Here is a 24286-nt window from a genome sequence, read left to right on the forward strand (position 1 = left end):
TCTTATCATGTAGAAATATCAACTTTATTCTGCTTTTAATCTTTTTAAATAAAAGGTATTTTACATCGATTTAGATTCTTTTTTTCAGCAATAGCTAAAAGCTTTTACTGAAACATGAACGTTTCTGTTCTTCTGTTTCTTAGAGGCATAGATTTATGCTGATCTTCAGCATGCGCCTGCTCCTCCTCAACACTTAATAAACTATTGTATTTTTCTAATAAATGAATGTATTTATTCATCCAGAAATATACTGAATTTGAATTGCCTGCTGGTTTCTCACTGGCTTCGACAGGGTGTTCTGTCTCGGAATTGCTTTTTGGAAAAACATCAGGAAATGAAATTGAAAGATCCTGTCCTAATGAATGTCCAATCTGCCAAATGATTTCTTGATGGAGCCTATCTTGGCCAAACCAATTGTAGATTGTTCTCCTACTAACATTCAGCTTTCTTGAAAGCTCACTAATTCCCATTCGATTTCGGCGCACAACGCGCTCTAAAATCTCACCATGTTTTACTTTTGTTGTCATCGAGATAATTAATTTTTAAGTGTAAAAAATTCAATTAAATCAATATCGGGGACGATTGACAGGACGAAAGTAGGAAAAAACGCAAAATATTGTATAAAATGAACGCATTTTTTGACATAGATCAACATTTTTAGGTATTTCTAAGAAAAAAAGTGACAAATACGATAATTTAAATCGATAAATACGTCATACAAAAACTACAGAAAAAAAACCTATGTACAGTATTGAGAGATTTATAACCACTTTCCATACTTAAGATCATACAAATATTAAATGCGCCGAGGAATTTTGAATACTCAGTAGCGCTAGCAACTAAAATTAGCTAAAATATTTCCCATATAATAATACTGTAAATAAGAAGTTACGAGACGATACCTTTAAATTTCCAATCTTTGACTATTCCTTTTATCAACAACTTATTTAAAAAATGATTAAAAATTTATACGTTTATTTAGTAGTAGCAGGGGCTTTTGTTTCGCTAAATGCAGCTGCGCAAGATGCGGTTAGCTATCAAACACCGCCCAAAGAAATCGCAGATTTATTGCTAGCCAAACCTACTCCGGGAGTAAGTATTGATGGCAAGGCAGAATGGATTTTATTTAGCGAACGCAATTCCTATCCATCTGTAGAAGAATTGGCAATGCCCGAATACCGGATTGCTGGTTTAAGGTTAAATCCCAACAATTATTCTCCAAGCAGGCAGAATTACATCAATAATTTTAGTTTAAAAAACATTAAGTCGAATCAAACTGCTCAGGTTACAGGTTTACCCAGCCCGCTATATGCCGGTAACATTAGCTGGAATCCTGCAGAAACAAAAATTGCCTTTACCAATACTACTCAAAAAGGCGTTGATTTATATGTAATTGATATTGCAACAAAAAAGGCCGTAAAAACCAATAAAACATTTTTAAATGTTGTTTTGGGTAGTGGCTTAATCTGGTTAAACGACAATACATTAATTTATCGCGCGGTAACCAAGCCAGCAAGCGCTGCACCCACCAAACCCTTAATGCCTAAAGGGCCTACCATTCAGCAAAACTTAGGCAAAGCCGCTCCAAGTGCAACCTATCAGGATTTAATTAAATCGCCTTTTGATGAACAGTTGTTCGAGTTTTTCGCTACTGCTCAATTGGTAAAAAATACCGCAGGCGTAGAAACGCCAATTGGCAAGCCCACAATTTATGGAGTAGTGAGCCTATCGCCAGATAAAACTTATCTCATGACGGAAACCATCCGGAAACCTTTTTCTTATCTCGTTTCTGCCTATGGTTTTCCATCAACCGTTAGCATTACAGATTTAAATGGCAAAACGGTAAAAGTTGTTGCAGAATTACCATCATCTGAAGGTACACCATCTGGTTACGACAATACACAAAATGTTGCCCGTGGTTTTGATTGGAGAGATGATGAGCCTGCCACATTGGTTTGGGCTAAACCCTTAGATAGTGGTTTAATTAAAAAGAATGTTCCTTTCCATGATGCAGTTTACGCTTTAAGTGCGCCATTTACCGGAAGTGAAAAAGAATTATTCAAAACACAAACACGTTACCGCGGTGTACAATGGGGAGATGCTAACTTAGCCCTGATTATGGAAGGCTTACGCAGTAAGCAAACGAATAAAGTAAGCAGGTATAATCCTACTACGGGCGCTGTTGAAGAACTCTATACCCGTAATCAAACCGATGCTTATGGCAATCCAGGTAATCCGGTAACTACCAAAAACAAGTATGGCCGCCAGGTGATTAAAACCATAGATAATGGCACCAAATTATTGATGAACAACCCTATAGGTTCATCAGAAAAAGGCGATTTACCTTTTTTAGCGAAGTTTGACCTGGCTTCGAAAAAGAATGAAATTATTTGGCGCAGTGCAGAAGGCACATTCGAATATGTAACCGATGTGATCAATCCTGATAAATTGATCTTACTAACCCGCAAGGAGAGCCAGAAAATGGTTCCAAATTATTTCATCAAAAACCTTATGCTTCGCATGGCCGATCAGCCCATTACAGATTTTGCAAACCCTTACCCATCTCTTGATGGCATCACTAAAGAAAAAATTTCTTATAAACGTGCCGATGGTGTGGATTTGACTGGAGATTTGTATTTACCAAAAGGTTATGATAAGGCAAAAGATGGTCCGCTCCCAACCCTTATTTGGGCTTATCCGCGTGAATTTAACTCTGCAGCAGATGCGGCACAAATCCGTGGCTCGAAAGATAAATTTACAACCATTAACTGGGGATCGCCAATTTATTGGGTAACCCGTGGTTATGCCATTCTGGATAATGCAGAAATGCCAATCGTGGCAAAAGACGGCAAAAAACCAAACGATACATTTATAGAGCAGCTTAAATTAAATGCAGAAGCTGCCATTAATAAACTTGCTGATTTAGGCGTGGGTGATAAGAAAAGAATGGCAGTTGGTGGCCACAGTTATGGCGCCTTTATGACGGCTAATTTACTGGCCCATACCGATCTTTTTGCTGCAGGAATTGCGCGTAGTGGCGCTTACAACCGTACACTTACGCCGTTTGGTTTTCAAAATGAAGAACGCACTTACTGGCAGGTTCCGCAGCTTTATTACGAAATGAGTCCGTTCAGTTATGCAGATAAAATTAAAACACCATTGCTTTTAATTCATGGCGATTCTGATGATAACCCAGGCACTTTCCCAATTAATAGTGAGCGTTTATTTAATGCCATTAAAGGTGCCGGCGGCACCACCCGATTTGTATTCTTACCTTACGAAGCACATGGCTATCGTGGTAAAGAAAACATCCTTCATACCCTTTGGGAAGAAGACCAATGGTTAGAAAAATATGTAAAAGGAAAAAAATAATTTGCCCTAAATTTATTAAAAAACCATTACAGTATTGGCATTTGCTGGTATTGTAATGGTTTTTTTATTAAAGCTAATAACCAAACGAGCTTATATTTACTTAGGTGCCTAAGGTGGTAAAAATAAAAAGTTAACCCAAGCGCTTATGTTGCTTACTGCTTTCCTTATTCCTGCTACTGCAAACCTTATGTTGCTTACTGTAAACTTTATGCAGCCTACTGCAAATCTTATGTTGCCTACTGTAACTCTTTTAAACGTTCTTCTCCATTTAGCCTTATATGTCCTTAAATGCCTTATATGGTTAATAAATTTATACTATTGCTATTTACAAAAGATAAACTTATACTATCCCCTTATATGCATAAATAGGCAATTGTTAACTACAACTCCATATTGTTTTTTACCACACAAAAATTAGATATATTTGGAATATGGAAACCACAGGAAAAACAAATGCCACTAACATAGGTAGAAAAATCAGCCGTATAAGAGAGCTACGTGGAATGAAGCAGGAAACACTCGCTGCAGAACTTGGCGTTAGCCAACAAACGGTGAGCAAATTAGAACAAAGCGAAGAAATAGAAGATAGTACCTTAGATAAAATTGCCAATGTATTAGGCGTATCGAAGGAAGCTATAAAGAATTATAGTGATGAATCTGTGATTAATAATATCCAAAATAACTACGATAATAAAGTTGTAAATGGACCAGGAGTAAATTACCACTGTACCTTTAATCCGTTAGATAAACTAATAGATTTAATGGAAGAAAATAAAAAACTCTATGAACGTTTACTATCAAGTGAGCAGGAGAAAGTAGAAATTTTGAAAGGAAAGTAATTCTCTGTTTACCAGTTTTACCACAATATTAATTAAATGTCTGAAAGCGATACCAAACATAAATTACATATAGAGGAGGCTTTCTTGAAGGGCTTTAAATCTATAGATAATTTACACATCAAGCTCAACCCAGGACTTAATGTTATTATAGGTCCGAATGGCTCCGGCAAATCTAATTTATTAGAATTTCTGAATGATGCCATTTATTCGATGTTTAGAGTTTTACAATACACCTTTAAATCAGCAGAGTTAATATTAAAATCCACAAATAGCGACAACAAGTTTAAAATATCCAGGCAATCCGATGCATATTGCCGATCCAAAAGGAAGGCTAAAAGAAGCGACGAGAAAACTTAATAAAAAATTTGAAGAATCTCATTGTCCTGATATTTTTAACCTGCTTGATTTAAATACCATTTCGAACAACTGTTCCTTTTTTAAAACATTTCTGATAGATTTTGATAAGAGACTTAAAGATTAACAAATTTTTCCTGATTAATCTTTACCTCCAAATGCCCCCAAAACCGGAGGCATTTTCCATTTAAAACTTCTGTGTATTTAAAATTTTGATCCCGAAAACAAACACCTGAAATATTTACAGTAAATTTATCCGCGAGGCATTTGAACATAAACCTCAATAATTTGTTAACAGCATATGGACTACATAGATTACTATAAAATCCTTGATTTAAAGAAAACGGCAACGGTTGATGATGTAAAAAAAGCTTATCGAAAATTAGCCCGGAAATATCACCCCGATTTAAACCCGAATAATGAAGAGGCGAATAAAAAATTTCAGCAGATTAATGAGGCTAACGAAGTTTTAAGTGATCCTGATAAGCGTAAGAAATACGATAAATATGGTAAAGATTGGCAACATGCCGATCAACTGGATGCGCAGCAAAAACAACGTTCGCAATATCAATCTCAAGGTGGCGGTTATGGTAGCGGCGGCGGCTATTCTGGCGGCTTCGGCGGAGATGATTTTTCAGATTTTTTCTCCTCCATGTTTGGTAGTGGGGCCGGTAGAAGCGGCAGGCAATCGCCTTTTAAAGGGCAAGATTATAATGCCGATTTACAATTAAATTTAAAAGACGCTTACACCACACATAAACAAACGCTTACGGTTAATGGCCGCCAGGTGCGGATTACCATCCCGGCAGGAGTAGAAAATGGCCAGAAAATAAAGCTTCCCGGTTATGGTGCGCCAGGGGCAAATAATGGTCAACCCGGAGATTTGTATATTAAATTCAATATCAGCGAAGACCCTAAGTTTAAGAGAAAAGGCAACGACATCTATACCCAGGAAGAGATAGATTTATATACTGCTATTTTAGGTGGAGAAAAGATTGTAGAAACCCTAAATGGGAAAGTAAAGTTGCAGGTTCCGGCAGGCACACAACCAGATGCTACCTTACGTTTAAAAGGCAAAGGCTTCCCGATTTATAAAAAAGATGATCAGTTTGGCGACCTCTATATTAAGTGGCAGGTAAAATTACCAACAAACTTAAACGCCGAGCAAATAGAATTATTTGAAAAACTTTCTAAAAGCTAAAACAATGAGAAATAATCTAATAGCCGTGAATGATATTTGTATCTATCATCATTTGGAAATTGATTTTATTCAATCACTTGAAGATTTTGGTTTAATCAAAACCACCACACAAAAGCAATCCAGTTTTCTATCGTCTGGCGAACTTTCAAAACTAGAGCGTTATGTTCGTTTGGCAAAAGACCTCGATATTAACCTGGAGGGTTTACATGCTATTGCACATTTATTAAATCAGGTAGAAACCATGCAAAGTGAAATAAATGCGTTAAAAGCCGACCTTATCCACAGTAAACATTTCAATTAAACAGTAAACCAAATTGTGCAATAAATTGAACCGATTGGTAAGGTAAATGCACATTTATTATAAAATTAGTTTCTTAAATTGGCATTCATATAAAACAACATGAGCGAGTCGTCAACATTCATCGATAAGATAAAAGCATCCTATGCCCCAACCGGCTCGTATATTTACTTGGGCGCAGGCATTTTAGACGGACAGGTTTACAGCGAAGCTGAAGTTAATTTATCATTAAAGATGATGAACAGACATGGCTTAATTGCTGGCGCAACCGGTACTGGTAAAACCAGAACGTTACAGCTCCTGGCCGAGCAACTTTCTGATGCCAGTGTACCCGTTTTTATGTTAGATGTTAAAGGCGATTTATCTGGATTGAATCAACCAGGCCAGGTAAATTCAAAAATCGAAGAGCGTGCCCAACAATTAAACAAACCATTTTCACCTACCGCTTTTCCGCTTGAAATCTATTCGTTATCAGGAAAACTGGGTGCTCAAATGAGGGCGACTGTACTCGAATTTGGCCCGACTCTTTTATCGAAAGTTCTGGATTTGAACGATACACAATCTGGTGTGATGGCAGTCATTTTCAAATATGCAGATGACAATAAAATGCCCGTTATCGATCTGAACGATTTAAAAAAACTAGTTTCCTATTTATCAGAAGGTGCCGGAGCAGCAGAAATTAAAAGCAGTTACGGCAGCATCTCAACAGCTACATCTGGCACAATATTGAGAAAAATTGTAGCCATTGAGCAACAAGGTTTAGGTGGCATGTTTGGCGAAAAATCTTTTGATATCGACGATTTGTTCGAACGCGTAGATGGTAAAGGAACCATTAGTTTACTCAATATTGCCGATGTGCAAAACCAGCCTGTATTGTATTCTACATTTCTGTTGAGCCTCTTAGCTGAATTATTTAATACCATGCCCGAAGTTGGCGATTTAGAAAAACCCAAGTTGGTTTTCTTTTTTGATGAAGCCCATTTATTATTTAAAAACTCTTCAAAAGCATTTTTAGAACAAATTGAAACCATCATCCGGTTAATCAGATCAAAAGGAATTGGCGTATTTTTCTGTACCCAATCTCCAACCGATGTACCTGAAAGTGTATTGGGGCAATTAGGAAACCGGGTACAGCATGCGCTTAGGGCATTTACCCCAAATGATGTAGATGCACTAAAGAAAACAGTAAATACCTATCCTAAATCTGATTTTTACCAGATAGACAAAGTTTTAACTTCGTTGGGTACTGGCCAGGCATTGATTACCGTTTTAAATGAAAAAGGAATACCAACCGAAGTTTCTGCTACAATGCTTACGCCTCCCCGCTCGGTGATGGGACCATTAAGTTCGGCAGATTTCGAGAGTCTGATAAATAGCAGTAAGATGTATGCTAAATACAAAGATGCAATCGATCCCGAAAGTGCGTATGAAATGCTGACTAAAAAGATTAATGATCAGGCCGAAGTTGCAGAACAGGAAAAACAACAAAAAGAATTACAAAAGCAAGAGGAACAGGAGAATAAGGCAAAGCCAGGAGAAAAAAGCCTGGTAGAGCAAGTAATGGATGCAACAATTACTCGCCAGATTGGCAAAGAAATTGTTAGAGGTATCTTCGGAATGCTAACAGGAAAGAAAACGAGATCTAAAACCGGAGGCTTTTTGGGTTTTTAAAAAAGCCTTGGTAATATAAATTAACACAACAAAAGAAACGCTCGATTTAATATTTTAAATGATGAAACCTACACTATTAATATTGGCTGCCGGAATGGCAAGCCGTTATGGAAGTATGAAACAAATCGATGGCTTTGGCCCAAATGGCGAAACCATCATCGACTATTCAATATATGATGCAATTAACGCTGGTTTCGGCAAAGTTGTATTTATCATTAAAGAAGAATTTGAAGATAACTTTAAATCTATTTTTGAGCCAAAACTTAATGGCAGAATAGAAACTGAATACGTTTTCCAAAATTTCGACCTAAAACAATTCGGAATCGAAGAAGAAATTTACAGAGAAAAACCATGGGGAACAGCTCATGCCATTTTATCGGGCAGGGATGTAATTAATGAGCCTTTCTGCGTAATTAATGCCGATGATTATTATGGATTTGATGCCTTTAAAAAAATGGCAGATTTCTTAAATACAGAAGCTACAGATAGTAACTATTCAATCATAGGATACGAAATCGGCAAAACACTTTCTGAGTTCGGTTCAGTATCGAGAGGGGTTTGTAAAGTAGATGAATCAGGCAACTTATCAGAGATTATTGAGCGTACAAAAGTTTATCCAAAAGATGGAAAAATTTTCTATGAAGAAAATGGCGAAGAATTTCCATTAGATTTTAGTACGCCCGTGTCGATGAATTTCTGGGGCTTTACTCCAGCTGTTTTTGAAATCACAGAAGGATTATTTAAAGAATTTGCAATGGCTAATAAAGATAAACCTAAAGCAGAATTCTTTATCCCACTTATCGGCGAAAGTCTGGTACAGAACAATACTGCTACTATCAAAGTGGTACCAACTTCGAATAAATGGTTTGGTGTAACGTATAAAGAAGATAAGCCATATGTTCAGGATTCTATAGACCAATTGGTTAAAAACGGAACCTATCCTGAAAAACTATGGAACTAAATTTAGATTCTGAAGTTTTAAAAGCTTACGGATTTACTAAAGAAAACACAACAATCACACAAATAGGTACGGGTTTAATTAACCGTACCTATTTGCTTTCTCCCCTGGCTGAAGAGCAGAAATACATTATTCAGCAAATTAACACTTCCGTTTTTAAATCGCCCTGGGCCATCGCAGGGAATTTAAAGGCTATCTCAGATTACCTTGCTCAACACCATCCTGATTATCTTTTCATCAAACCTATTCCTACTATCGAAGGAGTAGAAATGGCTCATATTAATCAGGAGTTTTGGAGATTGTTACCATTTGTACCTCAAACAGTTTCGCTTGATGTTTTAACTGATCCAAAGCAAGCTTTTGAAGCCGCTAAACAATTTGGTAAATTGAGTAGGTTGCTTAATAATTTCGATACGCAAACACTTGAACCTACTATCCCCGGCTTCCACGATTTAGGATTGAGATATAAACAGTTTACACAGGCATTAAGTAAAGCACCAGAAGCATTAAAAAAGCAAGCTGAAATTCAGATTGAAGATGCATTGAATCATAAATATATTTTAGATTATTACACCTCTTATTCACAGAGAGATGATTTTCCAGATCGGGTAATGCACCATGATACTAAAATTAGCAATGTGCTTTTGGATGAAGAAACTTTTAAAGGTGTTTGTGTTATCGATTTAGATACCATTATGCCTGGAAAGTTTATATCAGATTTAGGCGATATGATGCGAACCTATCTCTGTGCTTTCTCTGAAAATGAAACAGATTTAACCAGAATCAAAATCAGATTGCCTTATTTTGAGGCGATGATTAAAGGGTATCTTTCTGAAATGAAAAGTATTTTAACCGAAACAGAAAAGGAGCTGATTCTTTTCTCTGGCCGGTATATTATTTACATGCAGGCTTTACGCTTCTTAACTGATTTTCTAAACGGAAATATTTATTACCCTATAAACTATCCTACTCAAAACTTAGATCGCGCTAAAAATCAGTTTAAATTGCTTTCTGAGTTATTGATAAATGAAAAAGAATTGCAGGGGATTATTGACAAAAACCAATAAAGTTGATTTCTGAAACTGACGAAGTTTCCCCACACCGATGGCCTTTAAATATCTCCGACTTACGAAGTTTCAAGGGCTTGTGCGTAGGAATAACTTCGTAAGTCTAATCGATGATGCCAATATTAACCTATATAGGCATGTAAGGAACATATAAGTTACAATCGCTGTTAAAACCTCTTATCTGGTTGTAGCGTCTCGCTACGATCTAACTTATATAGCAACAGTATTAAGATTTCTTCATACCTCTCAACTCCAAACTAAAAAAGGCGCTTCTGAACTTAGTCAGGAACACTTGCTATTTCCGCCCAAAACTCTCCACTCCAAACTCTCAACTCCAAACTAAAAAAGCGTTTCTGAACTTAATCAGAAACGCTTTTTATATCCTCCCAAGGCTTTCGACTCAGGACTTCAGACTTAAGACTTATTTCTTATCGTCTTCTTTTACTTCTTCAAAATCAACGTCAGTAACATTATCGCCACCACCTTGAGGTTGACCATCAGCTTGTGGTTGTTCACCACCTTGAGGCTGACCGCCATCTTTGTACATTTCCTCAGAAGCTACGTTCCATGCCGCTTGCAATTCAGCTTGTGCTGCATCGATATCTGCAAAGTTACGAGACAAGTGAGCTGCTTTTAATTTCTCTAAACTTGATTCGATTGGCGCTTTTTTATCAGCAGATAATTTATCACCAAACTCTTTCAATTGTTTCTCTGTAGAGAAAATTAATGCATCAGCACCATTGATTTTATCAGCTTCTTCTTTTTGCTTAGCATCATCTGCTGCATTAGCTTCTGCTTCTTCTTTCATTTTTTTGATCTCAGCATCAGTTAAACCTGAAGATGCTTCGATACGGATTTTTTGCTCTTTACCAGTAGCTTTATCTTTTGCACTTACGTGTAAGATACCGTTAGCATCAATATCAAAAGCAACTTCTACCTGAGGAACACCACGAGGCGATGGTGGAATACCATCTAAAATGAAACGACCAATTGTACGGTTTTGGCCAGCCATTGGACGCTCACCTTGTAAAATGTGGATTTCTACTGAAGGCTGGTTATCAGCTGCAGTGGAGAAAGTCTCCGATTTTTTAGTTGGGATTGTTGTGTTAGACTCGATTAATTTAGTCATTACACCACCCATAGTTTCGATACCTAATGATAAAGGCGTAACGTCTAATAACAATACATCCTTAACATCGCCAGATAAAACACCACCTTGAATAGCAGCACCGATAGCTACAACCTCATCAGGGTTAACACCTTTACTTGGTTCTTTACCGAAGAAAGCTTTAACAGCATCCTGAATAGCAGGGATACGAGTTGAACCACCAACTAAGATAATTTCGTCGATATCGCTTGTGCTTAAACCTGCATTTTTCAAAGCCGATTTACATGGATCGATAGTACGTTTAATTAAATCACCAGCCAATTGCTCAAATTTAGCACGAGATAATGTACGCACTAAGTGTTTAGGGCCGCTAGCATCAGCAGTAATATATGGTAAGTTAATTTCTGTTGATGTAGTGCTTGATAATTCAATTTTAGCTTTCTCAGCAGCTTCTTTCAAACGTTGTAAAGCCATTGGATCTTTTGCAAGGTCCATGCTGTTTTCAGATTTGAATTCTTCAGTTAACCAATCAATAATAATGTGATCAAAATCATCACCACCTAAGTGTGTATCACCATCAGTAGATTTTACTTCGAAAACGCCATCACCTAATTCTAACACAGACACATCATGAGTACCACCACCACAGTCAAACACAACAATTTTCATGTCTTTATGTGCTTTGTCTAAACCATAAGCTAAAGCAGCTGCAGTTGGTTCGTTAATGATACGTTTTACAGATAAACCTGCAATTTCACCAGCTTCTTTAGTAGCCTGACGTTGTGCATCGTTAAAATAAGCAGGTACCGTAATCACCGCCTCAGTAACTTCGTATCCTAAGAAATCTTCAGCAGTTTTTTTCATTTTCTGCAAAATCATTGCAGAAATCTCTTGTGGAGTATATTTTCTGTCGTCGATTTCAACACGCGGTGTATTGTTATCACCTTTAACAACTTTATAAGGTACACGTCCAGCTTCTTTAGAACTTTCGTCGTAGCTGTTACCCATAAAGCGTTTAATCGAATATATCGTTTTTGTTGGGTTGGTTATAGCCTGACGTTTAGCAGGCTCGCCAACTTTACGCTCACCGTTTTCTGCAAAAGCAACAATAGACGGTGTAGTACGTTTGCCCTCACTGTTCGCTATAACTACAGGCTCATTGCCCTCCATTACGCTCACGCAAGAGTTTGTTGTTCCTAAGTCTATTCCAATAATTTTTCCCATTGTATTTTTATTTTCTTTCTTTTAAAGTATTGTAATTGCTAGCTATTAAACAATGCTTGTGCCAATTGGCTTTTGGCAGAAAATAACGTCAAAAGACTGATAAAATGTAAAAAAATAGCTTAAAGTTTACTGACAGCATGACATAAAAGAATGGAAAATGTTGTATGGCAGATGGATGATGGAGACAAAAAGGTTAAAACAGAAAGACCAAAGCAAGGTATATTTCTAAACGGATTTGAAAATGATAGCAAGCAATACTTCGGAAGCAGCAGTCCCGCTAACCGCTTTACTTCGTTACACTACGTGTTCGCTCTTATCGGGTTTATTATACATCAGTCAATGCAAAAAACCACTGGCCGACTAAACACAATAATCCTTAAAGTTTTATATATTTAAAAGCAGAATCAATCTGTGTAATCATTTAAATCTTTAGATTTCTTAATAATGCAACTAGCAGCACAAATCGCAATCGGCTTCGTCGCCTTGCTTCACATTTATATTCTTTGGCTGGAAATGTTCGCCTGGACCACCAAAGCACCTAAAGTTTTTAAAACTATTCCTCAGGATTTATTTCCACAAACAAAAGCATTGGCAGCAAACCAAGGTTTGTATAATGGGTTTCTGGCAGCTGGATTAATCTGGTCGTTATGTATCAGCGATCATCAATGGAAAATTTATGTAGCTATCTTTTTCTTATGCTGCGTAATCGTTGCCGGCATTTACGGCGCTGCAACTGCCAGTAAGAAGATTCTTTATGTGCAATCAATCCCGGCATTAATCGCGTTAATCTTATTACACCTGTAAGCCTGATCTTATTAGTTGGTATTGCATTAAATAAGGGATTAACCTTTGTTTCTGCTTTAGTTTTAGCTAGAAGGCTTTGCGGTTCTTTGCGAAAACTTAGTGTTCTTTGCGGTTAAACTAAAACCCCAACCTTTTACACTTTATTTAGCCTGAAGCTTTGCGATCCTTTGCGAAAACTTAGTGTTCTTTGCGGTTAATTTACAACTCCAACAATCTTTCTAAATGGTGGTAACCAATTCCAAAGTATGCTTTACTTGCTTTAATCTTCTGTAAAATCTCCGCTTGTCTTTCGCTTTCAGCTTTAGTCTTTATGCTTTCAACTTTCTTCACCCCAACAACCAATACATTCTTAGGCGTATGCGCATCAGAAATAAACTCAAACACTTTAGTTTTATACCCAAAGTATTCCAAAATTAAAGCACGAATCCCATCGGTAACCATTTCAGCCTGACGTTCCAGAAAGATTCCATACTTAGTTAAAAAAGAAACATCATTCTTCACTTTGTTTTGCTCTATCTCTCTCCGAATCTGCTTATGGCAACATGGTGCAACAACAATCAGCTCGGCATTTGCTTTAATCCCCTTAAAAATAGCATCATCAGTAGCGGTGTCACAAGCATGAAGCGCAATTAATAAATTAACATTTTCTGCATTATAATTTTCAATCGTTCCCTCAACAAAGCTTAATTGGTCAAAATTGGATTTATCAGCAACACCATTACATAAATCAACCAAATCCTGGCGGTACTCCACCCCAACAATCTCTGCATCCAACTTTAAAACCGAATGCAAATAATCGTACAAGGCAAATGTTAAATAGCCCTTACCAGATCCCATATCAGCAACTTTTTTAATGGTTCCTTCCGGCAATTCTTTTATCAAAGAACTAAGAATTTCAATGTAATGATTAATCTGGCGGAATTTATCCTGCGCATTCTTAAACACTTTGCCATCTGCATCCGTAATTTTTAACTCGGTTAAATAAGGTTTTGAATCAGGCTTAATTAACCTCAACTTCTCTTGATCGTGATGAGCCGTTGGAACCTCTTTGGTTGATGCTTGCGTTTTTCTTAAAACAATTTTACCGTTATTTAATTCTTCAAAAATTAAATCCTTCTGGGTAGTAAATAGCGTAGCAATTTTAAACCCAGTCTGCAAATATTCCGAAATGAGCTTTACCGCTTCTTCTTCATCAAAGTTTTTTAGAATATCACGCGTTTTATAGCGAAAAGTAAATGCCAGTTTTGCTTCTCTTTTAATTAAGACTTTTCTAATTAAAAGTTGCTTCAATCCCTCTTCCGAGCCTTTATAATTCCCCAAAGAAATTTTCACAAACTGCTGTAAGCTTAAGCTTTGTTCTAAGGCAGATATAAATTGTTCTACGTGTGCTGAAAATACCATCAATAAAATTTAAAGCACAAAGATAAACCAATTTCTTTGAAGAACTCCTGAAGGCAAATAATGTAACAATGAAGCGATGCTTTGTTTAGTTGCTGGTGTTGTTAAATCAATGCATCGGTATAAAAAAATTGGTTTGCGATTTGAATGGTGGTATTGGAGAGGTAATACGATTTAGAAAACGATAAAGAGACATTATCTGTAATCGTTCCAAAGTAATTAAACGTTTTCATTTAATAAAAAATAGCGTTAGATTAGATTTATAGTTTAATCTAACCAATACAAATGAGTGAATTTCAGATTAAAAAATCGCCGACTGTTTACGACGTGATTATCGTTGGTTCTGGTGCAGGCGGCGGTATGTCTGCCTATGTTTTAGCAAATGCCGGACAAAAAGTTCTAATGCTAGAAGCTGGTCAGTATTTCGATCCAAGAATAGATGCACATCAATTAAAATGGCCATGGGAATCTCCGCGTCGTGGTGCATCCACTACGAGGCCTTTTGGCGACTTTGATGCTTCATACGGCGGCTGGGAACTGGAAGGCGAGCCTTATACCACAAAAGATAAAACTGAATTTGAATGGTTCAGATCACGCATGCTAGGCGGTCGTACCAATCACTGGGGAAGAATCTCGCTAAGAATGGGTCCGCTGGATTTCCAAGCTAAAGATGGTTTAACTGATGATTGGCCAATAACCTACGATGAAGTTAAACCTTTTTACGATCGGGTAGATCGCTTAATTGGTATTTATGGCACAAAAGAAGGGTTGCCAAATGAACCAGATGGCATTTTCATGAAACCACCTAAACCACGTTTAACAGAACTTTTTATTAAAAAAGGTGCTGACAAAGCTGGTGTAAAAGTAATTCCTGGCAGAGGATCTGTATTGACAGAACCTTTACCCAACAATACCGACAGGGCACCTTGCTTTTATTGTGGTCAATGTGGAAGGAGTTGCAAAGTTTATGGTGATTTCTCTTCATCATCCTGCCTGGTAATTCCAGCAGTAAAAACAGGAAATTTAACCGTGATCACCGATGCCATGGTTCGTGAAGTGATCACTGATAAAGATGGAACTGCCAAAGGCGTATCTTATGTAAACCGGAAAGATTTACAGGAATATCAGGTAAATGGAAAAATCATTATTCTAGGTGCCAGTGCCTGCGAATCTGCAAGAATTCTTTTAAATTCAAAATCATCATCACACCCGAATGGCTTAGCCAATAGCAGCGGCATAGTTGGTAAATATCTCCATGATTCAACAGGTGTAAGTGTTTCCGGTTTTCTCCCTCAACTGATGGACAGGAAACGTTACAATGAAGATGGCTTAGGCAGTGTTCACATTTATTCGCCTTGGTGGCTCGATAATAAAAAACTTAATTTCCCTAGAGGATACCACATTGAATATTGGGGCGGCATGGGAATGCCTGCATACGGTTTTGGAGGTGGCGTTCCGGAGATGAATGGAATGGTGCCAGGCAGAGATGGCAAAATGAAAGATTCTGGTGGGTATGGAAAATCACTAAAGGATGATTATCGCCGCTTTTACGGTACCACGGTTGGTATGGCCGGAAGAGGAACAGCAATTGCCCGCGAAGATAATTATTGCGAAATCGATCCGAACACAGTTGATAAATATGGTATTCCGGTTTTAAGATTCCATTATAAATGGGCCAAAGAAGAGATTCTGCAGGCCAAGCACATGCAGGATACTTTCCTCACCATGATGAAAGAAATGGGTGGTGTAGTGACTTCAAAAATTCAGGGACCAGAAACCAACTATGGACTGCTTCCTCCAGGGAAAATCATCCATGAGGTGGGTACGATCCGCATGGGAGATGATCCAAAGAAATCTGCATTAAATAAATATTGCCAGGCGCACGATTGTAAAAACCTCTTCGTGGTAGACGCCGGGCCGTTTGTGCAACAAGGCGATAAAAATGCCACCTGGACAATCCTCGCGCTCTCCATGCGCACCGCAGAATACATTTTAGCTCAAAAGAAAAAACATAACATTTAAAGAATTACAACATGAACAGACGTGATTCCATAAAAGCATTGGGTTTAACAGCGATTAGTACCACCGTATTACTAGAATCCTGTAAGCAACCCGAAACAAAAACAGCTGAGGTTGTTGCCCCGAAAGAAGAAAATGCTACAGAAGCAGGACGAGAACAATGGGAAATTGACCGGAATAAAAAACTGAAAGCAGAAACATTTTTTGATAAACACGAAATGGCTACGATAACGGTTCTGGCAGATATAATCATTCCAAAAGATAATGTTTCAGGCAGCGCATCTGATGCCAAAGTACCCGAGTTTATTGAATTTATAGTTAAAGACATTCCCGAACACAAGACACCGATGCGTGGTGGCTTAAAATGGCTGGATGTTTACTGTTTTAATAAGTTCGGAAAATCATTTATAGATGCGTCATCAAGTCAGCAGATTTCAATCATCGATGAAATCGCTTACCCGAAAAAAGCAAAGCCAGAAGTTCAGGCAGGTGTTACCTTTTTTAACAGAATGCGAAGTCTAACGGCCTCAGGATTCTACACTACAGAAATTGGGGTGAAGGATATTGGTTATGCCGGAAATGCACCAAACCAGTGGACTGGTGTTCCAGAAGATGTTTTAAAACAATATGGAATGGAGAATGTGAAGGTATAATTTCTTAAAAAATCGTCATTGGAGGTACGAGGCAATCTTACAACTATCGCTACTTTTAGCGCTTTAAGATTGCTTCGAGCCTCATTGACGTAACCACTAAAAACTAAAAATCAATTAATTCCAAAAACGTCTTATTATGATTTTTATAATGTAACTTAACCCTCAGGATAACAGCAAGGTGGAAGAATACCTCAAACTTGGATTAGCGCTTTGCTATCTGCACCATGCCATCCGGCATAGGAAATGATGGAAAGAGAAGCTGTTGAAATTTTTGCAAGAACGTTCAAATATTTCAAATACAAGGTAGCGCGAACGGCTCCTTAAAATGAATCTTTATTATAAGTCAAATCGAGCCCTTGCGCTACCGCCATTTAAATTTCGACAAGCTAATCCGACATCAGATCCAAGCCTTGGATTTTTGTTACTTTTGGGCCAAGCCAAAAGTAAACGCCCTTCGGCGGCCAGCCGAGGCAAGTCACCGTATCAGAAAAACGGCCCTATCCGTCTATAAACACCTTTCACCGCGAGGAAAAGGGCATAGAAAAAATATTTTTCGCATCATGTGATCGGCACAAAAAATGATAAATCGTTTCGGTTGGTGAGTCACCAACCGAGGGGTTGGAACGAAGAAACAGTGGTTTGGCTTTTCTGAGTGGCCATAAAGAGGCTTTTTCAGCCGGCGAAGCAATCTTAATTACAGAATAGATTGCTTCGTTGTACCTCCTCGAAATAATGAAAACTTACCTATAGAATTACTCAATTATCAGAATCAAACCTTTCCCTTTTTGAATAGGAATCGATTTTCCTTCTGGATAATTGCCTTCAGTCTGAAACTGATCAATCGCCGGTGCAGTTATTTTTATTTTATCGGCAGCTAAACCTAACTTAATCCAGTCGATAGTTAAATCAATTTTTACATCATTTTCATCCCAACTGGCTAACGCAATCATCGTTTTACCTTTTTGCTTGTAAACCGTTGCTAATACTTTAACATTATCCGTTTTTACCGGACAATTATCGCTCCAATAACCGATCATTTCAGATCCTTTTATCCCGAAATTGTCCCAGGCTTTCCAAAGTGGTTTTGGATTACTCTTATCCGACCAACCTAAGCGGCTCGTCATTCCATAAATCATCCCACGCCATGGATTTCCATCATCCTGTAACATCTCTCCCATTAAACCGAAAGGAATTCCGCTAACTTCTGTTAGAAGAAAATCAGGATTATTCTTTTCATAATCGAAATATTCTCCAAACCATAACCGATTCAAATAAGGAAAATGCTCCAGGTATAAAATTGCACTGTTATTAAAACCATCATTTTTATTGTACTGATTGGCAGAATGCAGATCAATAATACCAGGGTGGTTATTTTGGGTTAAAACACGTTTGATTCTCTTCATGGTCACCCGATCGAAAGCCACATCATCTAAATACACCCCATCTATTCCTACATTGTTCACCAACCAGTTCATCCCCTCTACATAATAGTTGTGCCAGCGATTCATTCCACTATTAATTACAGCGGCATCTTTAATTTCTGGAACAAACCAGGCCGCGATATAATTAGAATCTAAATGCTCCTGTAACCAGCTAAAGCCGCCGCCTTTACCTGGAGAGTACACTTCAGTGCCTAAACTTCTTAAAGCCGGCCATTCATATGCATGGTTCGAAAGTTCCCGAACGGTGTTATAAATTTTTACTTTCAAGCCTTTATGATGCGCTTCATCCACGTAATTCTTCATCTTTTTCCATTCGATAAATGGATAGTTAATCCAGGGATTAATTGGTGTGGCATGGTGAATGTTCACAACGGTGGCACCGGTAGCCTTAATAGAATCCAGACTGCCATATTTGTGATAGAAACGGTTATCCCATTGGAAATCGTTATCTAACAGGTGAAAAGGCGTAATCAGTAAATTGAAATTATAATAAAGTACATCCCCTTTCTTCATGCTCCTTGCTCCGGTAAAACTATCAGCCAACATAGAACTGCCTTTAACATTAATCTGGATGCCACCTTTATTAGCATTACCCCACGACTTCGGCAACATTAATGGTTTCTGCAAGTAGAAATTGGTATTCAGCGGACGAACATAGTTTTCATCCCTCAAGTTGTAATACAAACCTGCATTTACATTTCCAATCCAAACTGCATCTTGATTTTTGTTCGCTACATCCCATTTCCATCTGACAGTATCTGGCCTAATCCCACCCTTTTCACCCAGCCCCATCAGGTATTTTGTTGCAGACTTATCAAATGGAATGTGAAAATCTACATTACTAAATTCCACATCATTTAAAGCCGTAACCTTAATCACATAATGTACATAACCATCAAATTCTAAAGCACCTTCCAAATCCATTGCCAGGTTTTGCGAAGTATTGGTTGCTTTCCATTTTACCGTTCCGGCTTCTTTACTGGTAATCTGAAAATTACTTGGAACAAATTTTTCTTGTGTTTTAGGTGTATTATAAAAATGAAAATGAATCGGTTCGTATAACAGGTTATTAGGTTTTTTGTTATAACCAGTCATTTCTGTATTAAAGAAGGTCTGAATCTGCTTAGGAAAACCATCTGTGTTTATTTCTAACTTTCTTCCTAAAAGTGAAATCACATTCCCTTCCACAGTTAAAGGCGTATATGGTGCAACTACCGTATTCGTTTGTGCCAGTGTAGAATTTAACCAAGTTAAACGGGTTTGCTTATTTGGAGTTCCTACGCCTGCATCGGCCAATACCTGATTAGTAACAGAGATACTCACATTAACAACCTTAGACTTACCATTGGCTTTAACAGTGAATTTACCAGCATAAATACCAGTTGCTGTATTTTTAGGAATATCGACAGTAATCCACATCGGCTGAACCTTACCCGAAGCTACATTTACGGTTTGGACCAAAGGTTTATTATCATAACTAATTCCATTGGTATTTAAACAATTGATGTATCTCGACGGAATCACTTTTCCAGCTGCGCTTTTCAAATCGCCGAAGCTTATATCTACGTTTTTTAAATCTTGCAAAGCGAATACGCCCAATTGGAAGGTATAATTTTCTCCTTTACTTGCTGTACCTACAAAAGAATTTGATGCCCCTTTTTGTATCCATCGGTAAGGTAGATCATTCTGCATCTTAATAGGGTACATTCTATCCTCGGGAAATACGATAAAAGCTTCTGATGGATATTTAGCTTTTAAAGCCGATGTTTCTTTATTGGTAGCAATCACTTCCATTGGATAGAAAGAGTTGAAAGCATCGATAGATTGAATCTCTACAACCGAAGTATTCACCTTAACCCGCTTTGCCTTATTTAACCAGTTTTGATCAACCTGATTTGGTTTTAAATAGACACCTTTTGGATAGTTGCTCCTGCCCTCGTTTTTATAGGGTAGATAATAAATATAATATATACCAGCACCAGAAGAAGGATCAAAATAGATATCTGCGCTTTCTCTGGTGAATTTATCAATTCCAAGAACCGATACTGTTTTACCTTTAACATCGTGAACAATAATCCCTTTTGATTCAGGATGTTCATCCCTCCTGCGCCAGTTAATTTTAGCATGAGCTATTTTATCGCTCCCAGCGAATTGAACAACAACCCTATGGTTGCCAAGCGAATCTGCATTCCAGGCATTCTTGCCATCGGTATATTTTAATGTTTGAGCTTGGATAGACAGCTGTCCGAAAAGACAGTACAATAAAATTAGCCTTAATTTCATTTCACATTAGTTTTAGGCTAATTTATAGATACCAAGTTGAAATACTATAATAAAATTAAAAATTGAAGCTTATCACTGGATTAGTAAGATGCAATCGCTAAATGCAATAAATCACAGCGAGACGCTACGACCGGATTATTAAAAATATTCTCGAAACCTCGTCATTGCAATGACGACCGTTCTAGTTTGGCATTCTAAATAGCAAGATTCTACAGATTGGTGTCTTACCAACTTGCCTATGTTTTATCGCGATAATCCCTTGAGGAAATCTCTTTACAACGAATCGTCCTCCTGAACCTGATTCAGTATCTTAGCCTTAATAGGTGCTGAACTAAATTTACTGCGTAGCTTTCCGCTGCGCTACAGGTCAGCATGACGAATTGGTTAGTGCATCCCTCGAGAAATCCATTTTGAGACGAATCGTCCTCCTGAACTTGATTCAGGATCTTACCTTAATAGGTGCTGAACTAAATTTACTGCGTAGCTTTCCGCTGCGCTACAGGTCAGCATGACGAATCGGTTAGTGCATCCCTCGCAATGACGACCTAACCTAAAATAGCCCTAACTGCCCTTTATCATCTATCTCAATATCATTAGGGTTGGTAATTTCAAAATCAACCTTTTTCGCTGGTTTTTGTTCTGCTTTTGGTTTTTCCTTAACCTTAGGTTTCTCTTCTTTTAAAGTTGAAGATTTTGGTTTTTCTACTTTATCTTCTTCAATAGGTTTTTCCGCTGTATTGGTTTTTTCAGATTCAATTTCTATTGGTTCTGGAGCTGGTTGTTCAATTACGGGCTTTTCTTCCGGAACTACTTTCTCTTCAACAGCAGGTACTATTTTGCGTTCAAATTTCGGTTTTGGTTGTTCTACTGCTGGCGTTTCAGTTATCTTTTCTATTACTTCAGGTTCAGCGTCATCATCAATTGAAACAGGTTCAGCGATAATTTCTTCTGCTGTTTCAGCTTCATTTAAATTCTCATTATCTCCGCCAGGTTCATTTTCGTCTGTTTCTTCTACCTCCATTTCAGGCTCTAACAGCACAACCTTTTGTACATCATGCGGCGATAATCGATTGCCATTGGCTTTCAAACCTTTTACATCAATTAATTCAGAGAGTACTAGATCTAAAGTTTCAGGAATTTGTGTTTTACCTTTTAAGACATCAACAACTACCTTCGCTGCCGGATGAGCCGTTAAAAACAATAACTTAGATTTTTGCTCTTCGCTGATAAAAATCGTTTTCCTACCGACCGACTGCAATTCAAAAACGAAACGTTTGATGAAATAATTTTGTGCCTTACCCTCAAAATGGACAGCTGCAAACACCTTTTCCGGATCGAACTTTTCAATTAAGATTAAACCATCATCGAAATGATTGCTTAACTCAAAAGAACTCAATTCGTAATAACCATCTTTATGAATCTGTAAAATCCGGTCATCGCCATCAAATTCACCCAGATACTTTCCTCTGCCATCAACGTTTAGTCGTTTTAACAAATCATCGTACCAAATCTTTAATCCTGATAAGGTAGATACACCTTTACTCTTCAATGTAACCTTCTTAACCGGGAATTTTGAAATAATATTTCCCTGCGAACCGCGACCTTTAATGGCCACTTCCGCAAAATCCTGATCAAATTGAAGTTTACGTAATTTAGAATGCGGCTTTAACGCTACGTTTATAATCTCAGCCTCGCCATTAGGATTAGCTGTAAAGTATAAGACTTTAGAGCCCTTAGATCCTTTGGTTAAATCGTATTCCTTATCTCTTGTTACGCCAACAACTGCAAAACGTTTGATGTAAGCTACTCCGGTGCCGCCATCTTTATAAATCATATTATAGATGGTCCGTTCGTCGTTTTTCTTAAAAACCTGGGCGTGGATAATCCCCTTCCCAACAAACGTTTTATCGGCAACTTTGGTAATCATGCACTTTCCATCTTCACGGAAAACAATCACTTCATCTATATCCGAACAATCGGCTATAAATTCATCTTTACGTAAACCAGTACCAATAAAACCATCTTCACGGTTCATGTATAATTTCACATTTGCCAGGGCCACTTTCGATGCTTCCACCCTATCAAACAGGCGAATTTCTGTCTTACGCTCCCTTCCTTTTCCGTATTTATCTTTTAACCGCTGAAACCAGGCGATGGTATAATCAGTAAGGTGCTTTAAGTGATTTTTAACCACTTTGATTTCATCTTCCAGATTTTTCATTTGCTCATCTGCCTTTTTCACATCAAAACGGGTGATGCTACTCATTGGCTTATCGATCAGCTTTTTGAAATCTTCCGGCAAAATTTCACGGTAAAGCGATGGTTTGAAAGGATCAAACAAGAGGTGTAAAACCTCTACAACGGTATCGAAATTACTCGAATTTTCATATTCAGGGTTTTTATACATACCCTCCTGAATAAATATTTTAAGCAACGAACTAAAGAAAATTTTCTCCTGCAATTCATGCAAGCGAATCTCCAATTCCCGTTTTAATAATCTTTTAGTGTGTTTTGTATTTTCAATTAGAATATCGTTCACACTTAAAAAATGTGGCTTATCATCTTGAATGATACAAGTATTTGGTGAAATAGAAACTTCGCAAGCCGTAAAGGCATAAAGCGCATCGATGGTTACATCAGGAGAAATTCCTGGCGCCAGGTGCACAATAATTTCTACATGAGCGGCAGTACTATCTTCAATCTTTTTGATTTTGATTTTGCCCTTATCATTGGCGGCCAAAATACTATCAATGATGGAACTGGTTGTAGTGCTATAAGGTACTTCCGTAATGACCAGCGTTTTCTTATCCTTCTCCGTAATTTTCGCCCTGACCCTGATTTTGCCACCGCGTTGTCCTTCATTGTAATTCGAAAAATCGGCCATGCCACCCGTAAAAAAATCGGGTACAATGTTCGGTCGTATATCTTTAAGCACATCAATTGATGCATCGAGCAATTCGTTGAAATTATGCGGCATCACTTTCGTAGCCAAACCAACCGCAATACCCTCTGCCCCTTGCGCCAATAACAAAGGGAATTTAACAGGCAAGGTAATGGGTTCATTATTCCGCCCATCGTAGCTTAATTGCCATTCGGTAGTATCCGGATTGAAAACCACTTCATTTGCAAACTTCGATAAACGTGCTTCAATGTAACGGGGAGCCGCAGCACTATCGCCGGTAATAGGATCGCCCCAGTTCCCTTGCATATCAATCAGCAAATCTTTCTGACCAATCTGCACCATCGCATCGCCAATTGAGGCATCACCATGCGGGTGATACTTCATCGTGTTACCGATTACGTTAGCAGCTTTGTTAAAACGCCCATCATCCATTTCCTTTAATGAATGCATAATGCGGCGCTGAACAGGCTTTAAACCATCATGAATATGCGGCACCGCACGATCCAGAATCACGTAAGAGGCATAATCCAGGAACCAATTTTCGTATAAACCGTTAATTGGGGTTATAGTATGTTTGTGTTCTTCGTTTACGTTTTGGTTTAATTCTTCACTCATTTACTTAAAAAATTGGCAGCCGTAAATATAGGAAAAATGATGCGACCGAGTGAATAGAGGTTATGCACATTTCGATGT

At 37.9% G+C, this 24286-nt stretch carries 18 protein-coding genes; 12 read left to right on the top strand and 6 right to left on the bottom strand.

The genetic code is table 11. The features are described from left to right. Positions 1–104: 104 nt before the first annotated feature. On the bottom strand, positions 105–527 hold the full coding sequence (locus tag ACN1CD_RS09810) for a hypothetical protein (protein WP_419130214.1): 423 nt from the start codon (positions 525–527) through the stop codon (positions 105–107). 427 nt (positions 528–954) lie between these two features. On the opposite strand from ACN1CD_RS09810, the gene ACN1CD_RS09815 reads away from it, so the two are divergent. The 8 genes from ACN1CD_RS09815 (at position 955) to ACN1CD_RS09850 (ending at position 9760) form a co-directional block, all read left to right on the top strand. After that, on the top strand, positions 955–3372 hold the full coding sequence (locus ACN1CD_RS09815; protein WP_419130215.1) for a prolyl oligopeptidase family serine peptidase: 2418 nt from the start codon (positions 955–957) through the stop codon (positions 3370–3372). Positions 3373–3803: 431 nt separating this feature from the next. Beyond that, on the top strand, positions 3804–4211 hold the full coding sequence (locus ACN1CD_RS09820; protein WP_419130216.1) for a helix-turn-helix domain-containing protein: 408 nt from the start codon (positions 3804–3806) through the stop codon (positions 4209–4211). A gap of 36 nt (positions 4212–4247) precedes the next feature. After that, positions 4248–4568 carry an AAA family ATPase gene (locus ACN1CD_RS09825; RefSeq protein ID WP_419130217.1) on the top strand — a complete coding sequence of 107 codons (321 nt, stop codon included), beginning with the start codon at positions 4248–4250 and terminating at the stop codon, positions 4566–4568. 298 nt (positions 4569–4866) lie between these two features. After that, on the top strand, positions 4867–5766 hold the full coding sequence (locus ACN1CD_RS09830) for a DnaJ C-terminal domain-containing protein (RefSeq protein WP_419130218.1): 900 nt from the start codon (positions 4867–4869) through the stop codon (positions 5764–5766). A gap of 4 nt (positions 5767–5770) precedes the next feature. Beyond that, complete coding sequence (locus tag ACN1CD_RS09835; protein ID WP_419130219.1) at positions 5771–6067, top strand: chaperone modulator CbpM; 297 nt, start codon at positions 5771–5773, stop codon at positions 6065–6067. 99 nt (positions 6068–6166) lie between these two features. Next, entirely contained in the window at positions 6167–7735 is a 1569-nt protein-coding gene (locus ACN1CD_RS09840; RefSeq protein ID WP_419130220.1) for a helicase HerA-like domain-containing protein, read from the top strand. Between the two features lie 61 nt (positions 7736–7796). Then, positions 7797–8696: a nucleotidyltransferase family protein gene (locus ACN1CD_RS09845; protein WP_419130318.1), complete on the top strand. Its 900-nt coding sequence runs from the start codon at positions 7797–7799 to the stop codon at positions 8694–8696. Next, on the top strand, positions 8687–9760 hold the full coding sequence (locus ACN1CD_RS09850) for a phosphotransferase enzyme family protein (protein ID WP_419130221.1): 1074 nt from the start codon (positions 8687–8689) through the stop codon (positions 9758–9760). The genes ACN1CD_RS09845 and ACN1CD_RS09850 overlap by 10 nt, the downstream gene beginning before the upstream one ends. 421 nt (positions 9761–10181) lie before the next feature. Here ACN1CD_RS09850 and dnaK read toward each other — a convergent pair whose 3' ends face one another. Continuing rightward, a complete protein-coding gene (gene dnaK / locus ACN1CD_RS09855; protein WP_419130222.1) occupies positions 10182–12092 on the bottom strand; it encodes a molecular chaperone DnaK in 1911 nt (636 codons plus the stop codon). Between the two features lie 150 nt (positions 12093–12242). Between dnaK and ACN1CD_RS09860 the strand changes: the two genes are divergently transcribed. Both ACN1CD_RS09860 and ACN1CD_RS09865 read left to right on the top strand, forming a co-directional pair. Continuing rightward, positions 12243–12488 (top strand): hypothetical protein, encoded by a 246-nt coding sequence (locus tag ACN1CD_RS09860; RefSeq protein ID WP_419130223.1) that lies wholly within the window; start codon positions 12243–12245, stop codon positions 12486–12488. A 48-nt stretch (positions 12489–12536) separates the two neighbouring features. Further along, positions 12537–12896, top strand: a complete 360-nt coding sequence (locus ACN1CD_RS09865) for a DUF1304 domain-containing protein (protein WP_419130224.1) — start codon at positions 12537–12539, stop codon at positions 12894–12896. A gap of 198 nt (positions 12897–13094) precedes the next feature. Here ACN1CD_RS09865 and ACN1CD_RS09870 read toward each other — a convergent pair whose 3' ends face one another. After that, complete coding sequence (locus ACN1CD_RS09870; protein WP_419130225.1) at positions 13095–14297, bottom strand: class I SAM-dependent methyltransferase; 1203 nt, start codon at positions 14295–14297, stop codon at positions 13095–13097. Between the two features lie 101 nt (positions 14298–14398). Further along, positions 14399–14527, bottom strand: a complete 129-nt coding sequence (locus ACN1CD_RS09875; RefSeq protein ID WP_419130226.1) for a hypothetical protein — start codon at positions 14525–14527, stop codon at positions 14399–14401. A gap of 52 nt (positions 14528–14579) precedes the next feature. On the opposite strand from ACN1CD_RS09875, the gene ACN1CD_RS09880 reads away from it, so the two are divergent. Together ACN1CD_RS09880 and ACN1CD_RS09885 are read left to right on the top strand one after the other, a co-directional pair. Further along, on the top strand, positions 14580–16316 hold the full coding sequence (locus ACN1CD_RS09880) for a GMC oxidoreductase (protein WP_419130227.1): 1737 nt from the start codon (positions 14580–14582) through the stop codon (positions 16314–16316). 11 nt (positions 16317–16327) lie between these two features. Then, entirely contained in the window at positions 16328–16966 is a 639-nt protein-coding gene (locus ACN1CD_RS09885) for a gluconate 2-dehydrogenase subunit 3 family protein (protein ID WP_419130228.1), read from the top strand. Between the two features lie 752 nt (positions 16967–17718). On the opposite strand, the gene ACN1CD_RS09890 is transcribed toward ACN1CD_RS09885, so the two are convergent. Next, a complete protein-coding gene (locus ACN1CD_RS09890) occupies positions 17719–20691 on the bottom strand; it encodes a glycoside hydrolase domain-containing protein (protein ID WP_419130229.1) in 2973 nt (990 codons plus the stop codon). 550 nt (positions 20692–21241) lie between these two features. Continuing rightward, a complete protein-coding gene (locus tag ACN1CD_RS09895) occupies positions 21242–24208 on the bottom strand; it encodes a DNA gyrase/topoisomerase IV subunit A (protein WP_419130230.1) in 2967 nt (988 codons plus the stop codon). Positions 24209–24286: the final 78 nt, after the last annotated feature.

The organism is Pedobacter sp. N23S346, from assembly GCF_048515415.1.
Lineage (GTDB): Bacteria > Bacteroidota > Bacteroidia > Sphingobacteriales > Sphingobacteriaceae > Pedobacter.

Bases quoted from the DNA above. Each gene is read 5' to 3' on its own strand.
- ACN1CD_RS09810 (WP_419130214.1), bottom strand. From the start codon at position 527: ATGACAACAAAAGTAAAACATGGTGAGATTTTAGAGCGCGTTGTGCGC.
- ACN1CD_RS09815 (WP_419130215.1), top strand. From the start codon at position 955: ATGATTAAAAATTTATACGTTTATTTAGTAGTAGCAGGGGCTTTTGTT.
- ACN1CD_RS09820 (WP_419130216.1), top strand. From the start codon at position 3,804: ATGGAAACCACAGGAAAAACAAATGCCACTAACATAGGTAGAAAAATC.
- ACN1CD_RS09825 (WP_419130217.1), top strand. From the start codon at position 4,248: ATGTCTGAAAGCGATACCAAACATAAATTACATATAGAGGAGGCTTTC.
- ACN1CD_RS09830 (WP_419130218.1), top strand. From the start codon at position 4,867: ATGGACTACATAGATTACTATAAAATCCTTGATTTAAAGAAAACGGCA.
- ACN1CD_RS09835 (WP_419130219.1), top strand. From the start codon at position 5,771: ATGAGAAATAATCTAATAGCCGTGAATGATATTTGTATCTATCATCAT.
- ACN1CD_RS09840 (WP_419130220.1), top strand. From the start codon at position 6,167: ATGAGCGAGTCGTCAACATTCATCGATAAGATAAAAGCATCCTATGCC.
- ACN1CD_RS09845 (WP_419130318.1), top strand. From the start codon at position 7,797: ATGAAACCTACACTATTAATATTGGCTGCCGGAATGGCAAGCCGTTAT.
- ACN1CD_RS09850 (WP_419130221.1), top strand. From the start codon at position 8,687: ATGGAACTAAATTTAGATTCTGAAGTTTTAAAAGCTTACGGATTTACT.
- dnaK (WP_419130222.1), bottom strand. From the start codon at position 12,092: ATGGGAAAAATTATTGGAATAGACTTAGGAACAACAAACTCTTGCGTG.
- ACN1CD_RS09860 (WP_419130223.1), top strand. From the start codon at position 12,243: ATGGAAAATGTTGTATGGCAGATGGATGATGGAGACAAAAAGGTTAAA.
- ACN1CD_RS09865 (WP_419130224.1), top strand. From the start codon at position 12,537: ATGCAACTAGCAGCACAAATCGCAATCGGCTTCGTCGCCTTGCTTCAC.
- ACN1CD_RS09870 (WP_419130225.1), bottom strand. From the start codon at position 14,297: ATGGTATTTTCAGCACACGTAGAACAATTTATATCTGCCTTAGAACAA.
- ACN1CD_RS09875 (WP_419130226.1), bottom strand. From the start codon at position 14,527: ATGAAAACGTTTAATTACTTTGGAACGATTACAGATAATGTCTCTTTA.
- ACN1CD_RS09880 (WP_419130227.1), top strand. From the start codon at position 14,580: ATGAGTGAATTTCAGATTAAAAAATCGCCGACTGTTTACGACGTGATT.
- ACN1CD_RS09885 (WP_419130228.1), top strand. From the start codon at position 16,328: ATGAACAGACGTGATTCCATAAAAGCATTGGGTTTAACAGCGATTAGT.
- ACN1CD_RS09890 (WP_419130229.1), bottom strand. From the start codon at position 20,691: ATGAAATTAAGGCTAATTTTATTGTACTGTCTTTTCGGACAGCTGTCT.
- ACN1CD_RS09895 (WP_419130230.1), bottom strand. From the start codon at position 24,208: ATGAGTGAAGAATTAAACCAAAACGTAAACGAAGAACACAAACATACT.